This is a genomic window from Bacillus sp. TL12, assembly GCF_022625245.1.
In the GTDB taxonomy this organism is placed as follows: Bacteria; Bacillota; Bacilli; order Bacillales; family Bacillaceae_G; genus Bacillus_A.
Genome location: NZ_JAJJBY010000039.1, coordinates 1 through 18,594, shown reverse-complemented (window position 1 = coordinate 18,594; position 18,594 = coordinate 1). Strand labels below are relative to the sequence as shown.

Below are 18,594 nucleotides of genomic sequence, written 5' to 3'. Positions count from 1 at the left end.
CTTTTTTTATGAATGCATATCCCCCCTTCTAGCACATATTACATATAACAACCTATGTACTAGGAGGTCCGTGATGAAGCAAATGCCCAACCAAATTATGATATTATGGATTGCACAAATTTTATTCTATTTCACCACAGTTCATATAAGCTCATTTCCTTATGCTTTTTTCTTTACGATCCTTTATGTACTCATCAACTTATTATTTCTATTCATTTCAAATAAATTTGCTTTCACTTTATTTATTGCCGGAACTCTCCTCTCCGTCTTCTATTTATTTTATGAAGCATGGTTATATTTATGGAGTACTTCTACACAACTTACCTACATCATCATTCATTTCCTAGCAATTGTGAATTTCTTTCTTATCTATATATCGACTTATATGTTAAAAAAACTCTTGCATGAAAATAGACGCTTACAACAACAAGTCCATACACTTGAACAATATATTGGAGAAACAAAGTTATTAACAAGACAGGAATTTGAAAGACGTGGTGTATTGCTCGAAGCTGCTATGAAAAGGCGGAGTGAAACAGGCATGCTTGTCTATTTTTCATTCACCTCTTTTGGTAGCTATGCGAAGCGAAGTGTCATGGATCGCGTTGCCTCCCTCCTCCTTGATACAGTGCGGAGTGATTTTGATTTAGTTGGAAAATATGATGAAAATACATTGGTCATTTTACTCCAAAATACAAATAAAGCTGGTGCAAATATTGTTTTGATGCGCCTTGAAAATAAGTGGGAAGAATGGTTAACAGAGGATGCTCTTTCAAAAATTATAATCAAACAAGAAAAACTTGGAGAGCAGGTGTTAACAACATGATAACACTTATTCTTCTCCTGCTATTTCTTCTATTTTGCCTACTTATTTTTTGGATTAGCTTCATTTTTTCTATTAAATATGTGCTTATTTTTACAGCTTTCTTATTTTCTGGCTTGCTCGTCTACTATTCCTTACTAACACTTGCTGGACTTGTTCATCGAAATCGTAAGCTAAAGAATCGGACATTAGAGCATTACCCGAGCGTAGATATACTGATTCCTGCACATAATGAAGGCGTCGTTATTATGGATACGTTAGCTGCGATGGCAAATATCGAATATCCCGGAAAACTTACCATTTATTTATTAAATGATAATTCCCAAGATGAAACTGGAGAAATTGGTGATGAATACGATGAGGCCTATGCTCATATAAAACATATCCGCGTACCACCTGGAGAGCCGAAAGGAAAATCACGTGTATTAAACTATGGGTTCAGCATATCAAATGGAGAGTATTTTTGTGTGTATGATGCTGATAACCAACCTGAGCCACATGCCCTGCGCATGCTTGTTGAATACGCAGAAACGACAAAAGATGCTGTCGGTGCTGTCGGCCATGTCCGCACTGTCAATGAAAAACGAAACTGGCTTACTAGAATGATCTCTCTTGAGTTTCAAATCTTCCAGTTACTCATGCAATCTGGCCGTTGGCTCTTATTCCAAACCGGTTCATTAACAGGAACGAATATGCTCCTTCGCCGCTCCGCACTTGAAGAACTCGGTGGCTACGATCCTTACGCTATCGCGGAAGATGCAGAGCTCACATTGCGGATTACACAAAAAGGGTATCTATTACCAATCGTACCTGAATCCATTACGTGGGAACAAGAACCAGAACATTTAAACATTCTTATTAAACAACGAACACGCTGGCTCCAGGGCAACTTATATATTTTAGAAAAGATGTTTTCCTCCTTCAGCTTCTTTAAAGGAAAATTACTCGTTCACTCCTTACAGCAAGTACTAGTATACGTTGTCTTTTGGCTGTTCTTAATCATCTCAAATGTATGGTTCATTATTGGCTTACTCGGTCTCTTTCAAATTAGCTATACCATTCCATTACTATTTATGTGGTACGTCGCTTATATCACATACACATCGCAACTCTTTAGTGCACAAAGCGTGGAAAATACATTCACGCCAACGAACATATTTATCAGCATCATTATGTACTTCACATACGCCCAGCTCTTTACGTACCTATTTATCCGGAGTCTCATCCTATACTTACGCGCGAAAAGTAAAAAACAAATCATCGGATGGGACAAAACGGTAAGGTTTAAGAAATAAAGTGAAACTTTAATCAGTGGGGGTTTTCTTCATCCCCCACTGATTATTAGTTGAACCAATCGGGCTTTTACGGGCAGTTGATCCCCCACCTACCTTCCTCGTTTCTCTCTGAATCTTGAGGTGGGGGTCTTACTGCCCGTTAATGCGGGATAAAAGCGAAGCCGACGGTTCAGCCCCGTTGGCTAAGGTTCTTTCCCACAGAAGGTGCTTTTTACCTTCTCCTGGGGAAGGTTCTTAGACACGAAGAGCTTGCCACCGCAGCTAGATATCAATAAAAGCGCAAGCGGCTCGCTCAGAATGAAACAAACGTTTATAAAAAATAAGCACAGAGCGCCGTATGCTCTGTGCTTATCTTCACTATAAATCTATATATCGGACAATACCCCTTAGTCGAAAGCAATTTTCACGTCCATCCCCCAACGAACGATCTACTTTCTTTTATATACGAAAAAGTGACTGCTATTTTTGTAAAACCAATTGCTTCTCTTGTTGCTCTTTAGATACTTCAGTCTTTGGTTCCGTGTTTTCTTGCACATTACGATGTGCCACACGTTTCAAACAAATATGCTTCCACTTTCTTTCGTAACGCTTCATTATTCTAGTTGTCCCCCTTGAATACGCTTAAAAACTTTTTGAAATCGCTTACAGGAAATAATATAGCACATATACGAAAAAGTGACAACACATTTCCGACAAATTTTTGACAAAAATTCGGATGACTTTTGACAATATATCGACGGTTCGACACCTTGCGACAACTGACAACCAATAGAAACTCGCATACCTCGCAAAAAAGAGCTGATTCAAAATCAGCTCTTTTCTTCTATATTATTATTTATGATGATGGTGATGTCGACCTTCCTTTTGCAATTCTTTAAATAAAGCTGCAATCATAAAGAAAATGACAAATACAAACGGGAATGCTGCGATAATCGAAGCTGTTTGTAAAGCCTCTAATCCACCTACATATAATAAAATTGATGCTAGTGCTGCCTGTACAAGACCCCAAACTAATTTAATTCGATTTGGCGGGTTTAAGCTACCGTGTGTCGTTAACATCCCAAGAACAAATGTCGCAGAATCTGCTGATGTAATAAAGAATGTTGAAATCAATAGAATCGCAAGAACCGATAAAGCTGGTCCCATACTACCCATATGATCTAACACAGCGAATAGGCCTACCTCTGTACCCATTTCCTTAATTTGTTCGTAAATATTTGCTCCATCAAACAACTCCATATGAATGCCAGTTCCTCCAAATACTGAGAACCAAAGCGCACCAATAATTGTTGGAACGAGTAACACACCAATCACAAACTCACGAATCGTACGTCCACGTGACACACGGGCAATGAATGTACCAACAAATGGTGACCATGCTATCCACCATGCCCAGTAGAAAATCGTCCATGATTGAATCCACTGGTTGCCACCCTCATCTAAGGGGCTTAAACGGAAACTCATACTCGGCAACTCTTGAATGTACGAACCGATTGTAGAAGTAAAGTAATTCATAATAAAGTTCGTTGGACCTGCAAATAATAAAATTGCCATAAGTGCAAAGGCTAAAATAATATTTGTATTACTTAAATATTTAATACCTTTATCTAATCCTGTTTGGGCAGATAACATATACAGAACCGTTACAATCCCAATAATAACTAACTGCGTTGTTAATGAGTTTGGAATCGATGTTAAATAGCTAACACCACCTGCAATTTGCTTCGCTCCAAGCCCTAATGAAGTTGCAACACCAAATACTGTCGCAAATACAGCTAACACATCAAATATATGCGCAATACGGCCATGCTCACCGCTCTTAAATAAAGGACCAACTGTTGCACTAATTGTACTTGGCTTTCCTTTTCGGAATGTGAAATAAGCGATGCATAGTGCTACAAGTGCATACAAGCCCCACGGATGTAATCCCCAATGGAAGAATGAAAAGCGAAGTGCAAGACGTGCACTCTCTTCTGTGGCACTTTCTCCAAATGGAGGCGCATATAAATGATTTAATGGTTCCGCAACGCCCCAGAAAATCAAACCGATTCCCATACCAGCACTAAAGAGCATAGCGAACCACGTCATATAACTATAATCAGGTTCATCATCGTCTTTACCTAAACGAATGGAACCGTACTTTGAAACAATTAAAAAGATAGCAACTCCTAAAAAGATAGAAACAGAAATAATATAAAACCACCCAAATTTACTAACTAACGCAGTTTGAATTGCAGTAGTCACATTTCCTAAGCTACCTTTTCCAATTATAGATTCGGGAATAATCCCCCAAATTGTAAATGCGATACATAATATTAATGAAACAATAAATGTTTTTGTCAGTTTCCTCATAAAATCCCCCTTTTGTAGGTTTCTTTTCTTCGTAAAATGACCCTAATTCCGATATGTTAAATCAGATAAAGTGAAATGTTTCTTACGGCGATTTTCTTCAATTTCTCTAAAATCAGCCTTCACTAATTAGAATTCTTATGGACAAGTACATCTTCCATATAACCGTTCGGATTATAAAATGGAGATATTACTGCCAAATCGTGCGAGATAGATGCGGATGGGAATATATTTCCCCAAAAAATGGTGTGCTACATTTGAAAAAAAGGCAAATATATCGATTGCCACTCTTTCTTTTTGTAACAATTATGCGGTTGTTTTTTCAGGATATTGTACGTATTTATAAATGCACAAACAAAATGTTTATGTTTATATAACTATTTTAGGCATAATTCGGTAAAATTCTCAAGGAATGTAACACCTTAGTAAACTTTTTGTAACATTGGTGTAACATTATTATCTTCAATGAAAAATACTCTTCGTATTACAAATCATAGGGATATCTACTAAACCTCTTGAAAACATGGAATGAAAAACGTTTTCTATCATTTCTTTCTATATTACAGAGTATTAATGCTTTGTTACGAATGGTTTGTAATTGTGTGTTTTCCCAAATTCCGAAAAAAACAGTTGCTATAATGAGGACACGAAAACAAACGCAATGGAGGCTATTATGAAAAAATTAATCGGTATAGCAACAGCAGCAGTTTTTGGTCTTGGGATTTTCACTACTTCTGCACAAGCAGAAACTGTTGTAACAACAGACGTATTAAATGTACGAGAGAACCCAACTACTGAATCAAAAGTTGTAGGAAAATTATTAAATGGTCATAAATTAGATGTTACAGATACAACAAACGGATGGTCACAAATCAAATTAAATGGTAAAGACGTATTCGTAAGTGCAGAATTCACAAAAAGCATCTATTACGTAACAGCAAACGTATTAAACGTACGTGCTGAAGCGAACACAAACTCAGAAATTCTTGGTACGCTTAAGAAAGACGATATGATTGAAACAACGAGCCAAGTACAAAATGAGTGGTTACAATTCGAATATAATGGGAAAAAGGCTTACGTTCATGTTCCTTACTTAACAGGTACAGCACCTGTTATTGAAAAACAAGAAACGCCTGCTCCTGCTAAAGCTGAAGCACCTGCAAAAGCAGAAGCAAAGGCTCCAGTAGCACAAGAAAAACCAGCTGCTAAGCCTGCTGTTAAAGCAGCAACTACAAACGCTCCTGCAGGTGGCCGTGAGCTAACAGTTGAAGCAACAGCATATACAGCTCATCCGAGCGAAAATGGCGGCACATATGGTGGTCGTGTATTAACTGCAATGGGTCATGACCTAACAGCGAATCCAAACATGAAGATGATTGCTGTTGACCCGAAAGTGATTCCATTAGGATCAAAAGTATGGGTAGAAGGATATGGAGAAGCAATCGCTGGTGACACTGGCGGTGCAATTAAAGGTAACCGTATCGACGTTCTAGTTGGCTCTGACGAAGTTGCTAACAAATGGGGACGTAAAACTGTTAAAGTGAAAATTTTAAAATAACCAATGACTGCTAAAAATTCAGCCAGTTCTCATATATTGAGAGCTGGCTTTTATTTATATAAACATAATAACTGAAAAGATTCCTTTGTTCTTTAGATAGAAGAGATCGTCCGCCCATGCATAGAAGCGGTTAGGACCCTTTTTAGCCCCATGCCTTGTTTCAAACAAAGAGAGGAAATGAGTGCAGGTCTCTTTTTGTTTACGTAGCCGTAGTGCATCTCTCCTTTTGTTCTTCATAGGAGCGGCTTATCTTTTGGAAAATCCAAACGAATATATATATAATGACGACAAGGAGGTTACAACATGAACCCAAATGCAAAAGTAGACTGGATCGGTACACCTAAGCCATACATCTACAAAGACGATGTAACATATAATGCGACCGCAATTGATTTTTCACTTGAACATGATGACAATCGCTATAAATTGATTGTGCTCAAACACGATCAATCTGTTCAGTATAAATTCGTACAATACGGCATAAAACCAGGATCACAAAAGCCATTTCCAATTGATATACCACTCCAAGAAAAAATGCTCCCGTTAGTAGAAAGAATTCTACAAGATCCATACGTACGAGCTTTTCACACTTTTTAGAAGCGCCGATATTTTCAGGAAAACGACCGATATACAAAAAAAGACTACCTCTTTCTAAAGAGGTAGTCTTTTCGCATGTTAATGTGTTGGACCAGATACTTCTTCTGATTTCAACGTGTTATTCGCAGCTAGTGAATGATACAATATTTTCCCATCAGCATTCACTGTAACAATATGATCATTGCTAAAGCTTTTGAACTTCACAGATCCATCGCCATAACGAATATTGTATGCTTCATATGTCGTTACTTTATATTTCGTAGAACTTTGACGTTCAACGTTACGAACTTCAAATGTTAATAAATCCTCAGTAATTCCTTTTTTCTTTAAATATTGCAAGTAATCACGATCTTGTTTATATGATTCTCCGCTCTTATCATAATCATTTTCAATTAAGCTAAAGTCATTTAAAGAAATGGCGCGCACACTGTTATAAATGTGATTTCGAACAAAATCACCAACTGCAGTATCAGATATCTGTTTTGGGAATTTTAAATCGTATGAGCTTTGATCTCCAACCTTTATACTTTCGCTTTTTATAACCCCAAAATCTGTTTGTTTCTCTAAATGTACTTCAACAGTTTCATCTGTCGGTACAGGCCCAAGCTTATAACTACCATAATCTAGCTTTCCATGTTTTTTACCATTTACGAAAACATCGGCAGTATTTTCATCAGAGGAAATGGTAACATAGTTTCCTTTAAGCGGTAATTTCACATCCACTTTTCCTTCTTTTTCTCCGGCTAACTCAACTTCCTTTTCTGTCTCCAGTTCGGTAAGCTCTTCCTTTGCTTTTGCTTTCACAACATACATCCCAGGGAAATAAGGTCCGATTTCTTTAGAAGACTTTTCACTAGAAATATCAGTCGTTTTTTTATCATTTACATATATTTCCGCAGTTTTTACAGTTGTGCTGACTGTCATGAAATACGACTTAATGCTGAACTTATATTTCGGATATAAAAACCATTCTTTCCCATCTTCTACAATTTGCCCATCCACAAAGCTTTCTTTATCAACAAGCTTTGCATCTACCGTTTGCTTTTGTAAGTAAGATAACAATTCTTTATTGTACGACGGATTATCCTTTAAATAACGTAGATAAGATTTAATATCTTCTGTTTTAATTTTCAAACCTGGGTCATCCGATTTTATAAGAGAATCAATTGTATTTATATCTTTTTTATTGAAAGCATCAATTAATGCATTGATTTGCTTTTCTTTCGAAAATTTATATGCTCCGAATTTATACGCACCAAACAATGCGGCAGCAAACAATGCGACTACAATGAAGAGCACGATATTTTTCTTGCTCCTTTGCGGCTGAATTTCCCGCTTTACTTCTGTTCGCGAATCAGCTACATTTTCCTCAATCACTTCTACTTTACTTCCGCATTCAGGGCAAAAGTTCCGATGATCTGCAACTTGTTTTTTACAGTTTCCACAAAACTTCACGGTGCTTTCCTCCTACTTTCTTGCTAATTTCATTCCAGCAAAAGCAGCTGCATATGTCAGAATAAAACTACCAAGTATTAAATATATCCAGCTGTTTTGTATGGATAGCATCGTTCCACTCATTCCAAACATACTCGTCAAATTCCCTGAAATATCAATTTGAAACTTGGAAAGAATATTCACTAAGAGCATCATCACTGTGTAAGCACCGCTACATACAGCAAGTGTTACATATATATTAGTTGCTGGTATTCTAGCTAATTTTTGTCCTACTCTAAACATAAAGAAACAAGGAATAATAAGCAGGAACAATCCATAGCGGAATTTACTATTTACATCTTCTATTTCTGCAATTGCTTCTGGTCCTGCCCCTTCAGCAATTGCAAGATCTTTTAACCCTGTTCCATTAAAAGACATACCAGATACGAATGAGAACTGCATTTCATTATCTTTTCCTTTTTCACTCTTACTTGAAGAAACTTTATCAAAAACAGGGCTTGTTACTTCTACTGGCGCAAGATGAGCCATATTCCATACTTGCGGTGTTAACTGCATTGTTAACATCACACGCTGCGACGTTGTAGACGTTAATTCTTCAAATGGTTTTACACTATCTTCTTTTATGAAGAGAGCTGTTACACATAAAATAACAACCGTTAGCAAAAAGCCTTTTACCATTGCTGCTACCCCGTAATAAAGTGATGCTCCGTATGGAAGTAGCTCACGGAATGCTTCGGCCATATTGTTTTGGTTTGTATGAACCATCATTCCTAATAAACTAAAAATCGTTCCACATATAAACCCACTCACTAAGCTTTTAAAAGAAGAATAGCCAACTGATACTGTTACAGCATCCATCTCCGGAATAGAGATTGATTTAGATGCGATGAAGCTAACAATAAATAAAAATAAACCATAAATAATACCAACTGTAGCTGCCATTGTCACCTGTTCACCAATTGTATTCGCAATACGTTGCTTTCCAATCCATATACCTGTTCCGCCTAAAATAGTAAATGGAATCAATAATAATAGTAGAAATGGAGTATGCCAATATAAAGAGAGAATTATTCCATCTGCAGCTTCAGCTGAAAATCCAAGTAAATGGTAGTTTAAAAGTGTTGCTGTTGCTCCATTATAAAAACCTGATAGCACGTCTAATTCACGAGCAAACTTATGAAGAAATTCTTCTGTCATTGCTGCAAATACAAAACTTCCAATCCATCCTGCAAGTAACATAAGAACGCTCGCAATCGCTCCACCAATTACACCGGTTCTTAAGCCACTCTTATGTAATCCTAATTCTACTTTAGGTCCTTTTTCCATACTCGGTAACTTTACGATTTGATCTTTCTCCTTCACGGTAAATAAAGAATGGCCGCACTTTTGACAGTACAGATTTTGCTGGGCATTTTCGTCACCACAACCGCGGCAATATTTCGAGTTATCTTGTTCGAGGATTACGCTGTCTGTAGCCACTATTGCCATACTTCCTCCATTCGGACAGTAGTTTACTTCTTCTCCATGTTGATTTCCACACATACGACAGTACATCTTGCTCACTCCCCACCTTGCTTAATGCCACAAACGGGACAAAAGATGGACTCTGTTGCGATATGCTCGTTACACGATATACATGCTACCTTTTCCACACTACTCTCTACTGCTAGCATTGGATTTGGTTTCCCACACGATCCGCAAAACTTATCACTGATTGATAGAGAACCACCACATTCACACGTTGCTTTCTCTCCTTGTTGTTTTTGCAGTTCAACAATTCGTTTTCGCGCTTGATAAATTAAAATGTCAAATTCTTGAATCGGAGCAACTAATTGCTTTAATGCCCCTTCCTTCACTCCAGTATCTCGCATCTGAACATATACCTGTTGGCCAAGCTCTAATAAAACTTCTGTCTTCTTATGAAGCTGCACTTGTATTTCCTTTTTCAGTTGCGCAATCTCTTGTGCCACCTGTAATTTCATCTTTCCTTGTTCAATTCCTTCTTGAAGCTTATTCATACCGCTTCCTAATTTCGTCTGCAAATCTGACAAATCAATTCCCTCCCAAACAGAAAAATTAGTATATTTTACTAAATATATACTGACGTGTTTTTCTAATTATGTAACAAGAAATTCATTTTTTCTGTTTTCCCTCCTTTTTGTTTATAATGGTAAAGGAAAGAAATCTTTGTACGGAGGAAAACTTATGCTGCAACATTCAATTACGAAAGATGAAATTATGATGATCGCGAATGAGTTTGTTCAAGGGCTCGATCCGCAGCAAGCAGCCGATCAAGAGCATGTTGCCACTGCTCGCCATTTATATCGTAGCGGTTTTGTTTACAACGTTGATTTTGACGGTTATACATTATCAGGTACGGTAGATGCTGAAGGAAATGTGTATAGCGTTCATATTCCGATTCGTAATATCGCAGAAAGCTATTGTGATTGCTTTGCACCGACGCAGTGTGAGCACATGCTCGCCGTTCTACTATCAGCTGCTTCTAGCTTCGGACAAGTGGGAGAAGTATTAACATTGTTTAAAAATAAAACAAAACCATCACTCCCTCCGATCCGAACAGCGCGGCAAGTATTACAATCGTCTGCGTTTGAAGAAACGGACTTTAAAAGTTGGCATGCATATTTCGAATCTGAATATAGCGCATTTAAAAAAGAACAAGCACGGCTCTCATATAAACAAATGTATTTTCTTATGAGTATCTTTACGGACTTTTACATGAAATTAGAACGCAAAGCGCCGCGCGTCGTTGCCATACATGAATTATTCAAATTACACGGCGCATTGTTTAGCTTTCAAAAGTTATTAGAAGAAATTACAGACTTTGAGACAAACAAAACGTATTCCTATCACCAGCCGATTAACGTTGTTCGTCTATTTGTCGATAAAGTGGAATCCATTGTACGTGACTTGAAATCAGAATCGGTTCCCGCTGAATGTAAACCGATTTTGCAAGAAACAGCTCACCAAGTGCATAGCATTTTCTTCTCTACCGACTCCTATACACAGGAGAGATTCTTTATTTACCGGCATATATGGGGAGAGTTGCTAGCAGAAGAACCTTGGATCCAAGAAGAGGCAACACGAATTGATGCGAAGATGAACCCAATTTCGAAAGCACTCGCCTCTTCTCACCTATTCTTTTTAAAGCAAGAAGATGCTGTTGCTATGGAATTGCTCGAAACACAACCATCGCAAGTGGTTGGCCTTTATTTCGACTGGCTCGAAGAATTAATAAGTACCATGCAATGGGAGCGCGCCAAAAATTGGCTGTCTTTCACATATAAACAATTGAAGAAAACAATAAATGATCAGGCCGATCCTCTTTTTGTAAAAGATATCGTTCGTTTGTTCATCATGATGTACGAAACATATGCGACGCACACAAACGAACAAGCAGGTCTTGAGATGATTTTGCAAGAGCTATTGCCATTCAGCTTCCAAAACTACGAGCAACACGTACTAGCAAAAAAACAATATTATGCATGGACAGAACTTCATCTTTTATACGGATTTGAGGCAATTGAATTGTTAAAAGAACCACTAAAAGAAATCGAAAAAGAAGCACCAGAAGCAGCTCTTCCGCTCTATCACCTTGCAGCAGTGCAAGCAATTGAAGAACGAAATCGGAAGTCGTACCGCCGCGCAGTCCGCTACTTAAAGAAATTACGTACGCTCTATAAACGGCTCAAACGAACAGATGAGTGGCACATTTTCATTGTCCAAATCGCTAACTTACATTCACGCCTAAGAGCACTTCAGGAAGAACTGCGGAAAGGAAAGTTAATCGATGATCACACAAACTGAAGTAACAATTCGACTCCAGCACGTAAGTCAAGGGTGGTTCCTTTGGGGAGAAGATGAAACCGGCAATCTCTTACCTATAACAGATTGGAAACAAAATGCTTTCACATGGCACACGACGTCCTTCTTCGGCACCTTTTTAAAAGAAGCTTCACATGAAGGACGAAGCGGCTTCATGCTAACAAACGTCCAAACGCTAGAATACATTGCAAAAAAACCGATGAATTCCTTTGCTGGATTACAAATAAACGGTCCCGTGACTGCGCTTATGCCTGGTGCTAAAGAGCTATGGGATCACTTTACAACCGGAAACTTTGTACCAGATATGAAGCGTTGGGGTAATTATCCATCATGGAAAGCCATCGATGTTTCAATTCAAGATGAAACGCTCGCATCACTGTTCTCACATGCGATTAATGAAACAATTCGGCAAGACGCACGCTCTAGCGAAGGCTGGGAAAATGCAAAACGATTATATGAACACTACGATTTTACGAAAAGACAATTGGAAACAGCGCTTCACGAAGAAGATTGGTTCCGAAAGATTGGTTACATTGAAGACGACCTTCCATTTACAATCGGCCTTCGCCTCCAAGAACCACATGATGATTTTGAAATGTGGAAGCTTGAAACAATTATTACGACAAAGCGCGGAACACACCGAATATATGTATATACTGACATCGATTCACTACCAAAAAGATGGCATAGCTATGAAGAGCGTATTCAAGAAACGCAGGAAGGATTCGGCAAGCTAGTCCCATGGCTTCGTGAAGATGATCACTTTCGAACGGAGCTCTATGAAACAGAAGCATGGAACTTCTTAACGGAAGCGAGCAACGAATTATTAGCAGCCGGCGTTGATATTTTACTACCGTCTTGGTGGCAAAATTTAAAAGCAACGAAACCGAAGTTACGCGTTCAATTGAAGCAAAGTACAAATCAAGCGCAGTCCTTCTTCGGTATGAACACTCTCATTGATTTCGACTGGCGCGTTTCTACAGATGGGATTGATCTGTCAGAAAGTGAATTTTTTGACCTTGTCGAACAAAATAAACGACTTTTCAATTTAAATGGACAATGGATGAGACTGGATCCTGCCTTTATTGAAGAAGTGAAAAAACTAATGAAACGTGCAGATAAATACGGACTTGAAATGAAAGATGTCTTGCAGCAACATTTATCAAACTCTGCCGAAGTAGAAGTCGTAGAAGAAGACAAACCATTTACGGATATTGAAATCGAGCTAGATGGCTATTACGAGGAACTCATCCAAAAGTTACTCCATATTGGAGACATTCCAAAAGTTCCAATACCATCTTCCTTACAGGCCACACTTCGTCCATACCAAGAGCACGGTGCGGCGTGGCTCTTATATTTACGAGAGCTTGGGTTTGGAGCGTTACTAGCGGATGATATGGGACTTGGGAAGAGTATCCAAACCATTACTTACTTATTATACGTGAAAGAAAATCGCCTCCAAACAGGCCCGGCGTTAATCATCGCACCGACGTCTGTTCTTGGAAATTGGCAGAAAGAATTTGAACGCTTTGCCCCGAATTTACAGGTTCAACTGCATTATGGAAGCAACCGTTCAAAAGGCGATTCCTTTAAAGACTTTCTTCAAAATGCAGACGTTGTATTAACTTCTTATGCATTAGCACAACTTGATGAAGAAGAATTAAACGCGCAGTGCTGGGATGCAATCATCTTAGATGAGGCGCAGAACATTAAGAACCCGCAAACGAAACAATCGAGAGCAGTTCGTAATTTACAAGCAACTCACAAAATCGCTTTAACAGGCACACCTGTAGAAAACCGATTGGCAGAACTATGGTCTATTTTTGACTTCTTGAATCACGGATATCTTGGTAGCCTAGGACAATTTCAGCGCCGCTTCATAACACCGATTGAAAAAGACCGTGATGAAGCAAAAATCCAGCAAGTGCAAAGATTCATCTCACCATTCTTACTGCGCCGAACAAAGCAAGACCAAACAGTCGCATTAAACTTACCAGACAAACAAGAACAGAAAGTATACTGCCCGCTAACAGGTGAGCAAGCGTCACTATATGAACAGCTCGTACAAGATACGCTGCAAAATGTTGAAGGCCTAACAGGTATTGAAAGACGCGGCTTTATTTTAATGATGCTCAGTAAGCTAAAGCAAATTTGTAATCATCCTGCTCTTTATTTAAAAGAGAAGGAACCAAACGATATTGTGCAGCGTTCTATGAAGACCCAAACATTAATGGATCTCATTGAAAATATAAAAGATCAAAATGAAAGCTGCTTAATTTTTACGCAATATATCGGAATGGGAAATATGCTACAGAAAATATTAGAAGAGAAATTCGGTCAGCGTGTTCTCTTCCTAAACGGTAGTGTACCGAAGGTAGAACGGGATAAGATGATCGAACAATTCCAAAACGGGACATATGACATCTTCATCCTCTCATTAAAAGCTGGTGGAACCGGTCTAAATTTAACTGCCGCCAACCATGTCATTCACTATGATCGTTGGTGGAATCCAGCTGTAGAAAATCAAGCTACAGACCGGGCTTATCGCATTGGTCAAAAACGATTTGTACACGTTCATAAACTCATTACAACAGGCACACTTGAAGAAAAAATCGATGCAATGCTGGACCGGAAACAGTCGCTAAGTAGCGCTATCATTACAAGTGATAACTGGATGACGGAACTATCAACAGACGAATTGAAAGAATTACTTGGCGTATAGCAAGAAACGTCGCATATTGCCGAATGATCGATATCTTATGTCGAATCGCTGATATATTCCGAGTTACAGTTGATATATCCCAAAAATCGCTGATATCCGAAGCAACATACTGAAAATATATAAAAAAAGGAGCTATCCCCTAAAGGTTAGCTCTTTTTTCTATGCCAAAACCAATTGCTTATTATAATTCCTGTCAATCCGCCCGACGTATCTAAAACAGAATCTTGCCACATCGGTGTACGGTCACCTGTAAACCATTGGTGAATTTCATCGAGTGTTGCATAGCCTGCGACAAAAAGAAGTGCAAATAAAAAAGACCTCTTCCTCGAATACCCTGAACGATGCAATGCATAGTATGTCAATGATCCAAGCATAAAGAACACCATAAAGTGAGCTCCCTTACGAAGGAAAAACTCAATAAATCCACCAACACCTTTATTTTCAATACTAACTGGTGTTCCTCCGCCATAATCAATGGATACCCATGAAAAATGTTCTTTCATAAATTCTACATTCACGTACTTTTCAATATCTGAACGCATATCCTGCTTCTTATAAGGCTGTGCTGAAGAATAAAAAATAATCCCCATCCATAGTAAAACGGGAATCCAAACTAACCTTTTACGATTCATCTTTAGAAACTCCTCTCTTATTCTTCTAAGAGTACCAAAAAAAAGAAAAAATTTCACGCCAAAATATGACCGTTGCCCCCTATATATAAGACGAAAAGGGGGTGAAAAACATGGCGATCGAAACAATTGTAACTGATTTAAGCTTGCGCCTTGTCCTAAACGGCGGCACAGACAATAACGGGAAAGCAATTTTAAAAAACAAACAGTTTAAACGAGTAAAACCGAACGCTGATGCAGCAAAAGTCCATGAAGTGGGACTGGCTCTTGCTTCATTACAAGGATTAAAACTTCATGCTGTTCAGCTTTTAAGCACATCTGATATTTCAAATCCGTAAATTTTAATGAAAAGGAGGTAACCGACAATGACAGTACTCGAACTGATTTTCTTAAAAGAAGATGGAAAAACCGTCGTCTTTTCTATCGACAATCCGATCACACCTGTAAATGAACAAACCATTAGCCAAGTGATGGACACAATTCTCTCCTCTGAAATTTTCTTATCACTTAGCGGAAACACTCGTAAAAAAGGAGCACGCCTTGTTGAAAAGAAAGTATCAGAAGTAACACTTGCCCCTTAAACCAAAAAGACGAAGCTGCATCACTTTGCAGCTTCGTCTTTTTTCTTCGGCATCTCAATCGGAATAAAAATATGAGAGAATCCAACTGAAACATATTTGTAGTTTTCTTTCCCTAGTGTAAATTCTGTCGTATATGTCGAGAAGAAAATATAATCATTTCGCTTTGTATAATGGTTAATCAACACATCAACTTGTGGCTCTACATATTTCTTCGCTAACTTCTTACCAATTGTTGCAAGTTCGCCAACAAGCCCATCTGGATCATCTTTTTCAACCTCTGTTAACTTTTTACTAATATCATTGCGATTCATAAATTGCTTTGCCGCCCATTCGGTATATTCCCCTTTACTCGGGTTGCTGTTTGCTAAATATACGAAAAGAAGGACAACAAGTGCCATAATAATATACTTTCGTTTCATACTCTATCACCGCCTAACTGTTTCTATTTTCATATATATGTACAAGCGATGCAAATTAGAAAACTTGCTAGTTATAAAAAATGAAAATCCCCTACGAATTTTTACAAATATTTACAATATTTTAAAGTTATTTTTATATTTCATCTATATACTAAAATATGTAAACCATTACTTTTAAAGGAGGCTTTTAAGTTGGATGCTCCAGCCAATCTTCATGCTATTTCTAGTACTTTAATGATGCTGTTGCCTTACAAAGATCCTTTTTACCGTACTCAAATTCATACCACCAAGGGAATTCTCTACTCGCCAAAAACACCATTGGAAATAATAAAAGAACTAATCATCTCACACAATTATTCCACATACGAAGGTCGACGAAAAGCCATTATTGAAAAATGGGATTTGCGACAAAATACACCTATTCCTATTAATCATCGTCGTTTTATTTGTGCCATTCCGACAAAATCACCTGCCGCTTGAGATTGTATCTGGGTCTTCTATAAAAGTATTAAAACCATCACAAAAGGCAAAGATAGTCAAGCTATACTACATCTTTGTAATGGAGAAACAATGACTCTTCCCATATCCTGCTACAAAATGAAGCAGCAATGGAGAAAAGCTGGTAATCTAATCGCTCAGATGATGCTCGATGATTTTCATCATGATTTTTAGTATACATGATAGAATGGAGACAAGGTATTCCCTTGCCTCCATTCTATATTTCCTATATCTCAGCTCGCATCTTTTTTATTGCCTGCCGATAAATCCATCTTACCTGATGATACGTCATGCCCGCCTCTTCTGCAACTTCATGTATCTTCTTTCCTGCGTAAAAACGTTCGAAAATAATATGTTTCTCTTCCTCATCTAACAAATCCATATAATCTTGAATTTCTGCCGACACTTCTATTCCACATACATTTTGCAAAATTTCCTGTTCGACACATGTATGCCGCTTTTGAAATCTATTTTCTTTCTTTAATTTCTCTAATAAATAGCCGCGCACTGTTACAAATGCATACGCTGAAAAAGTACCTTTCTCCTCCTCATATTTTTCATACGCCTTCCAAAGTCCAATTAACCCGCATTGATAATATTCTTCATAATCCCGGTATAGACAAAGCTTTTTCATCTGATTTTTAATCATCTTTTCATACAACGTAACTGCCTCTGTAAAAGTAGACGGTTTCATATCGTACCTTTTTCCAAAAGGTATACCTCTTTGTTATTCCGCGGTACCTTTACAATATAAGAAGATACAGGCAATTTCATGGGAGGTTATTTAAAATTCGATATAGGGAAATTTGAAATATGGCTAGGAGAAATTTGAAATTCTAAAACTAGTATTTGAAGTACGTACAAAAATAAAAAAACGGCTCCATATGAGCCGTTTTCATGAATATATCTTATATTATGCTTTCGGGAACATACCGCCGATTGCACCGAATCCCAATGTTAAAATAAAGAACACAACAACAAGAATCGTTGCTTGTTTCTTACTTAAACCAGCCGTAATATGTAATCCTAATCCAGTTACGACTAATCCCCAAATTGCAAATACCTCAAACTGTTTTAGAATGCCATGCACAACGCCACCAGTAGAAGCAAATACTGGTCCTAAACCTGTATACATTTCTTGCCCATTTCCACCAAGAATAAACGCCAAGATCATGTTTATAATTACACCTAAATTACTAATAATACTAGAATACACTGTAATCGCTAATAACTTTTTATAAGGGGTATCATTGCTCATAAACATCATTAACACTTTATACACAACTGCACCAATAAAGAATGTAAGTATATTAGCAAGAGCTAAAAAGAGAAAGCCACCGCCTAAAGTAAATGCCAATGGCACTTCAATACCAAGCTCTTTATTTGCAGCCATAGACGCAGGATCTTGAGAAGATAAGTACGCCGCAAGAGCCCCCATAATACCGCCTAATAAGGTCATTAACCAAAACGCACCCCATACTGCATTACTATTCTTCATTCTTTCAAAATGCAAACCTGGAGATGTAATCATTCCTAGTAACGATGGTTTTTCTCCGCCAACCTTTTGCGAATTAACATTCGGTTCCATTCTAAAAACCTCCTTTTATTTATATAACCCGTTCTGACGGGCGGTTCGCACCCTCTTCTTTACTAGAGGCGGCGAACCGCCCATCAGAACAATATGTATGTGTAGTAGAGGAGCACCCCCTCTACTACACTAGCAATCTATTCGTAACGAAGTGCTTCAATTGGATCTAATTTTGCTGCTTTGTTCGCTGGAATTAATCCGAAGATAATACCAAGCGTCATCGAGAATAACACGCCG

At 38.0% G+C, this 18,594-nt stretch carries 18 protein-coding genes and 1 pseudogene; 9 read left to right on the top strand and 10 right to left on the bottom strand.

All coding sequences use genetic code 11. From position 1 onward, the window contains the following. Positions 1-73: 73 nt before the first annotated feature. Positions 74-826 (top strand): MreC domain-containing protein, encoded by a 753-nt coding sequence (locus LOK41_RS23910; RefSeq protein WP_241818591.1) that lies wholly within the window; start codon positions 74-76, stop codon positions 824-826. Beyond that, positions 823-2,118 carry a glycosyltransferase family 2 protein gene (locus LOK41_RS23905; RefSeq protein WP_241818590.1) on the top strand — a complete coding sequence of 432 codons (1,296 nt, stop codon included), beginning with the start codon at positions 823-825 and terminating at the stop codon, positions 2,116-2,118. The genes LOK41_RS23910 and LOK41_RS23905 overlap by 4 nt, the downstream gene beginning before the upstream one ends. A 459-nt stretch (positions 2,119-2,577) precedes the next feature. On the opposite strand, the gene LOK41_RS29025 is transcribed toward LOK41_RS23905, so the two are convergent. Next, the gene (locus LOK41_RS29025; RefSeq protein WP_000833063.1) at positions 2,578-2,712 is read right to left on the bottom strand and encodes a hypothetical protein; all 135 of its coding nucleotides are present in this window, start codon (positions 2,710-2,712) and stop codon (positions 2,578-2,580) included. A gap of 237 nt (positions 2,713-2,949) precedes the next feature. Continuing rightward, on the bottom strand, positions 2,950-4,470 hold the full coding sequence (gene opuD, locus LOK41_RS23900; protein ID WP_241818589.1) for a glycine betaine transporter OpuD: 1,521 nt from the start codon (positions 4,468-4,470) through the stop codon (positions 2,950-2,952). 670 nt (positions 4,471-5,140) lie between these two features. Here opuD and LOK41_RS23895 point away from each other — a divergent pair. Further along, positions 5,141-6,025, top strand: a complete 885-nt coding sequence (locus tag LOK41_RS23895) for a cell wall-binding protein EntA (RefSeq protein WP_241818588.1) — start codon at positions 5,141-5,143, stop codon at positions 6,023-6,025. Positions 6,026-6,328: 303 nt separating this feature from the next. Beyond that, a complete protein-coding gene (locus LOK41_RS23890; protein ID WP_241818587.1) occupies positions 6,329-6,622 on the top strand; it encodes a DUF3910 family protein in 294 nt (97 codons plus the stop codon). A 78-nt stretch (positions 6,623-6,700) separates the two neighbouring features. On the opposite strand, the gene LOK41_RS23885 is transcribed toward LOK41_RS23890, so the two are convergent. Genes LOK41_RS23885 through LOK41_RS23875 form a run of 3 tightly spaced genes read right to left on the bottom strand, consistent with a single transcriptional unit; the run spans position 6,701 to position 10,128 of the window. After that, the gene (locus tag LOK41_RS23885; protein WP_241818586.1) at positions 6,701-8,077 is read right to left on the bottom strand and encodes a zinc ribbon domain-containing protein; all 1,377 of its coding nucleotides are present in this window, start codon (positions 8,075-8,077) and stop codon (positions 6,701-6,703) included. Positions 8,078-8,089: 12 nt separating this feature from the next. Next, positions 8,090-9,631: a zinc ribbon domain-containing protein gene (locus tag LOK41_RS23880; RefSeq protein ID WP_241818585.1), complete on the bottom strand. Its 1,542-nt coding sequence runs from the start codon at positions 9,629-9,631 to the stop codon at positions 8,090-8,092. Positions 9,632-9,636: 5 nt separating this feature from the next. Continuing rightward, positions 9,637-10,128, bottom strand: a complete 492-nt coding sequence (locus LOK41_RS23875) for a zinc ribbon domain-containing protein (protein ID WP_241818584.1) — start codon at positions 10,126-10,128, stop codon at positions 9,637-9,639. 154 nt (positions 10,129-10,282) lie between these two features. Between LOK41_RS23875 and LOK41_RS23870 the strand changes: the two genes are divergently transcribed. Both LOK41_RS23870 and LOK41_RS23865 read left to right on the top strand, forming a co-directional pair. Next, positions 10,283-11,902 (top strand): SWIM zinc finger family protein, encoded by a 1,620-nt coding sequence (locus LOK41_RS23870; RefSeq protein WP_241818583.1) that lies wholly within the window; start codon positions 10,283-10,285, stop codon positions 11,900-11,902. Continuing rightward, positions 11,886-14,642: a DEAD/DEAH box helicase gene (locus LOK41_RS23865; protein ID WP_241818582.1), complete on the top strand. Its 2,757-nt coding sequence runs from the start codon at positions 11,886-11,888 to the stop codon at positions 14,640-14,642. Before LOK41_RS23870 ends, LOK41_RS23865 begins: the two co-directional genes overlap by 17 nt. A 146-nt stretch (positions 14,643-14,788) precedes the next feature. Here the strand turns inward: LOK41_RS23865 and LOK41_RS23860 are convergent, their stop codons facing one another. Then, a complete protein-coding gene (locus LOK41_RS23860; RefSeq protein WP_241818581.1) occupies positions 14,789-15,274 on the bottom strand; it encodes a VanZ family protein in 486 nt (161 codons plus the stop codon). Between the two features lie 110 nt (positions 15,275-15,384). Between LOK41_RS23860 and LOK41_RS23855 the strand changes: the two genes are divergently transcribed. Continuing rightward, positions 15,385-15,609 carry a DUF1659 domain-containing protein gene (locus LOK41_RS23855; protein WP_241818580.1) on the top strand — a complete coding sequence of 75 codons (225 nt, stop codon included), beginning with the start codon at positions 15,385-15,387 and terminating at the stop codon, positions 15,607-15,609. Positions 15,610-15,636: 27 nt separating this feature from the next. Next, the gene (locus LOK41_RS23850; protein ID WP_241818579.1) at positions 15,637-15,852 is read left to right on the top strand and encodes a DUF2922 domain-containing protein; all 216 of its coding nucleotides are present in this window, start codon (positions 15,637-15,639) and stop codon (positions 15,850-15,852) included. A gap of 20 nt (positions 15,853-15,872) precedes the next feature. Here LOK41_RS23850 and LOK41_RS23845 read toward each other — a convergent pair whose 3' ends face one another. Further along, a complete protein-coding gene (locus LOK41_RS23845; protein ID WP_174100411.1) occupies positions 15,873-16,271 on the bottom strand; it encodes a DUF4359 domain-containing protein in 399 nt (132 codons plus the stop codon). A 234-nt stretch (positions 16,272-16,505) separates the two neighbouring features. On the opposite strand from LOK41_RS23845, the pseudogene LOK41_RS23840 reads away from it, so the two are divergent. Then, positions 16,506-16,943: pseudogene (locus tag LOK41_RS23840) on the top strand (competence protein ComK). 52 nt (positions 16,944-16,995) lie between these two features. On the opposite strand, the gene LOK41_RS23835 reads toward LOK41_RS23840, so the two are convergent. The 3 genes from LOK41_RS23835 to LOK41_RS23825 all read right to left on the bottom strand — a co-directional run. Then, positions 16,996-17,463, bottom strand: coding sequence for a sigma-70 family RNA polymerase sigma factor (locus LOK41_RS23835; RefSeq protein WP_241818578.1), 468 nt, complete (start codon positions 17,461-17,463; stop codon positions 16,996-16,998). Positions 17,464-17,682: 219 nt separating this feature from the next. Next, positions 17,683-18,357, bottom strand: a complete 675-nt coding sequence (gene yknW, locus LOK41_RS23830) for a YknW family membrane protein (RefSeq protein ID WP_241818577.1) — start codon at positions 18,355-18,357, stop codon at positions 17,683-17,685. Positions 18,358-18,494: 137 nt separating this feature from the next. Beyond that, on the bottom strand, positions 18,495-18,594 hold a 100-nt coding region (locus LOK41_RS23825; RefSeq protein WP_241818601.1), incomplete at its 5' end, for an ABC transporter permease.

Excerpts from the sequence above, each read along its gene's own strand:
- LOK41_RS23870 (WP_241818583.1), top strand. The coding sequence starts at position 10,283 with ATGCTGCAACATTCAATTACGAAAGATGAAATTATGATGATCGCGAAT.
- LOK41_RS23860 (WP_241818581.1), bottom strand. The coding sequence starts at position 15,274 with ATGAATCGTAAAAGGTTAGTTTGGATTCCCGTTTTACTATGGATGGGG.
- LOK41_RS23895 (WP_241818588.1), top strand. The coding sequence starts at position 5,141 with ATGAAAAAATTAATCGGTATAGCAACAGCAGCAGTTTTTGGTCTTGGG.
- LOK41_RS23905 (WP_241818590.1), top strand. The coding sequence starts at position 823 with ATGATAACACTTATTCTTCTCCTGCTATTTCTTCTATTTTGCCTACTT.
- LOK41_RS23865 (WP_241818582.1), top strand. The coding sequence starts at position 11,886 with ATGATCACACAAACTGAAGTAACAATTCGACTCCAGCACGTAAGTCAA.
- LOK41_RS23835 (WP_241818578.1), bottom strand. The coding sequence starts at position 17,463 with ATGAAACCGTCTACTTTTACAGAGGCAGTTACGTTGTATGAAAAGATG.
- opuD (WP_241818589.1), bottom strand. The coding sequence starts at position 4,470 with ATGAGGAAACTGACAAAAACATTTATTGTTTCATTAATATTATGTATC.
- LOK41_RS23910 (WP_241818591.1), top strand. The coding sequence starts at position 74 with ATGAAGCAAATGCCCAACCAAATTATGATATTATGGATTGCACAAATT.
- LOK41_RS29025 (WP_000833063.1), bottom strand. The coding sequence starts at position 2,712 with ATGAAGCGTTACGAAAGAAAGTGGAAGCATATTTGTTTGAAACGTGTG.
- LOK41_RS23850 (WP_241818579.1), top strand. The coding sequence starts at position 15,637 with ATGACAGTACTCGAACTGATTTTCTTAAAAGAAGATGGAAAAACCGTC.
- yknW (WP_241818577.1), bottom strand. The coding sequence starts at position 18,357 with ATGGAACCGAATGTTAATTCGCAAAAGGTTGGCGGAGAAAAACCATCG.
- LOK41_RS23890 (WP_241818587.1), top strand. The coding sequence starts at position 6,329 with ATGAACCCAAATGCAAAAGTAGACTGGATCGGTACACCTAAGCCATAC.
- LOK41_RS23845 (WP_174100411.1), bottom strand. The coding sequence starts at position 16,271 with ATGAAACGAAAGTATATTATTATGGCACTTGTTGTCCTTCTTTTCGTA.
- LOK41_RS23855 (WP_241818580.1), top strand. The coding sequence starts at position 15,385 with ATGGCGATCGAAACAATTGTAACTGATTTAAGCTTGCGCCTTGTCCTA.
- LOK41_RS23880 (WP_241818585.1), bottom strand. The coding sequence starts at position 9,631 with ATGTACTGTCGTATGTGTGGAAATCAACATGGAGAAGAAGTAAACTAC.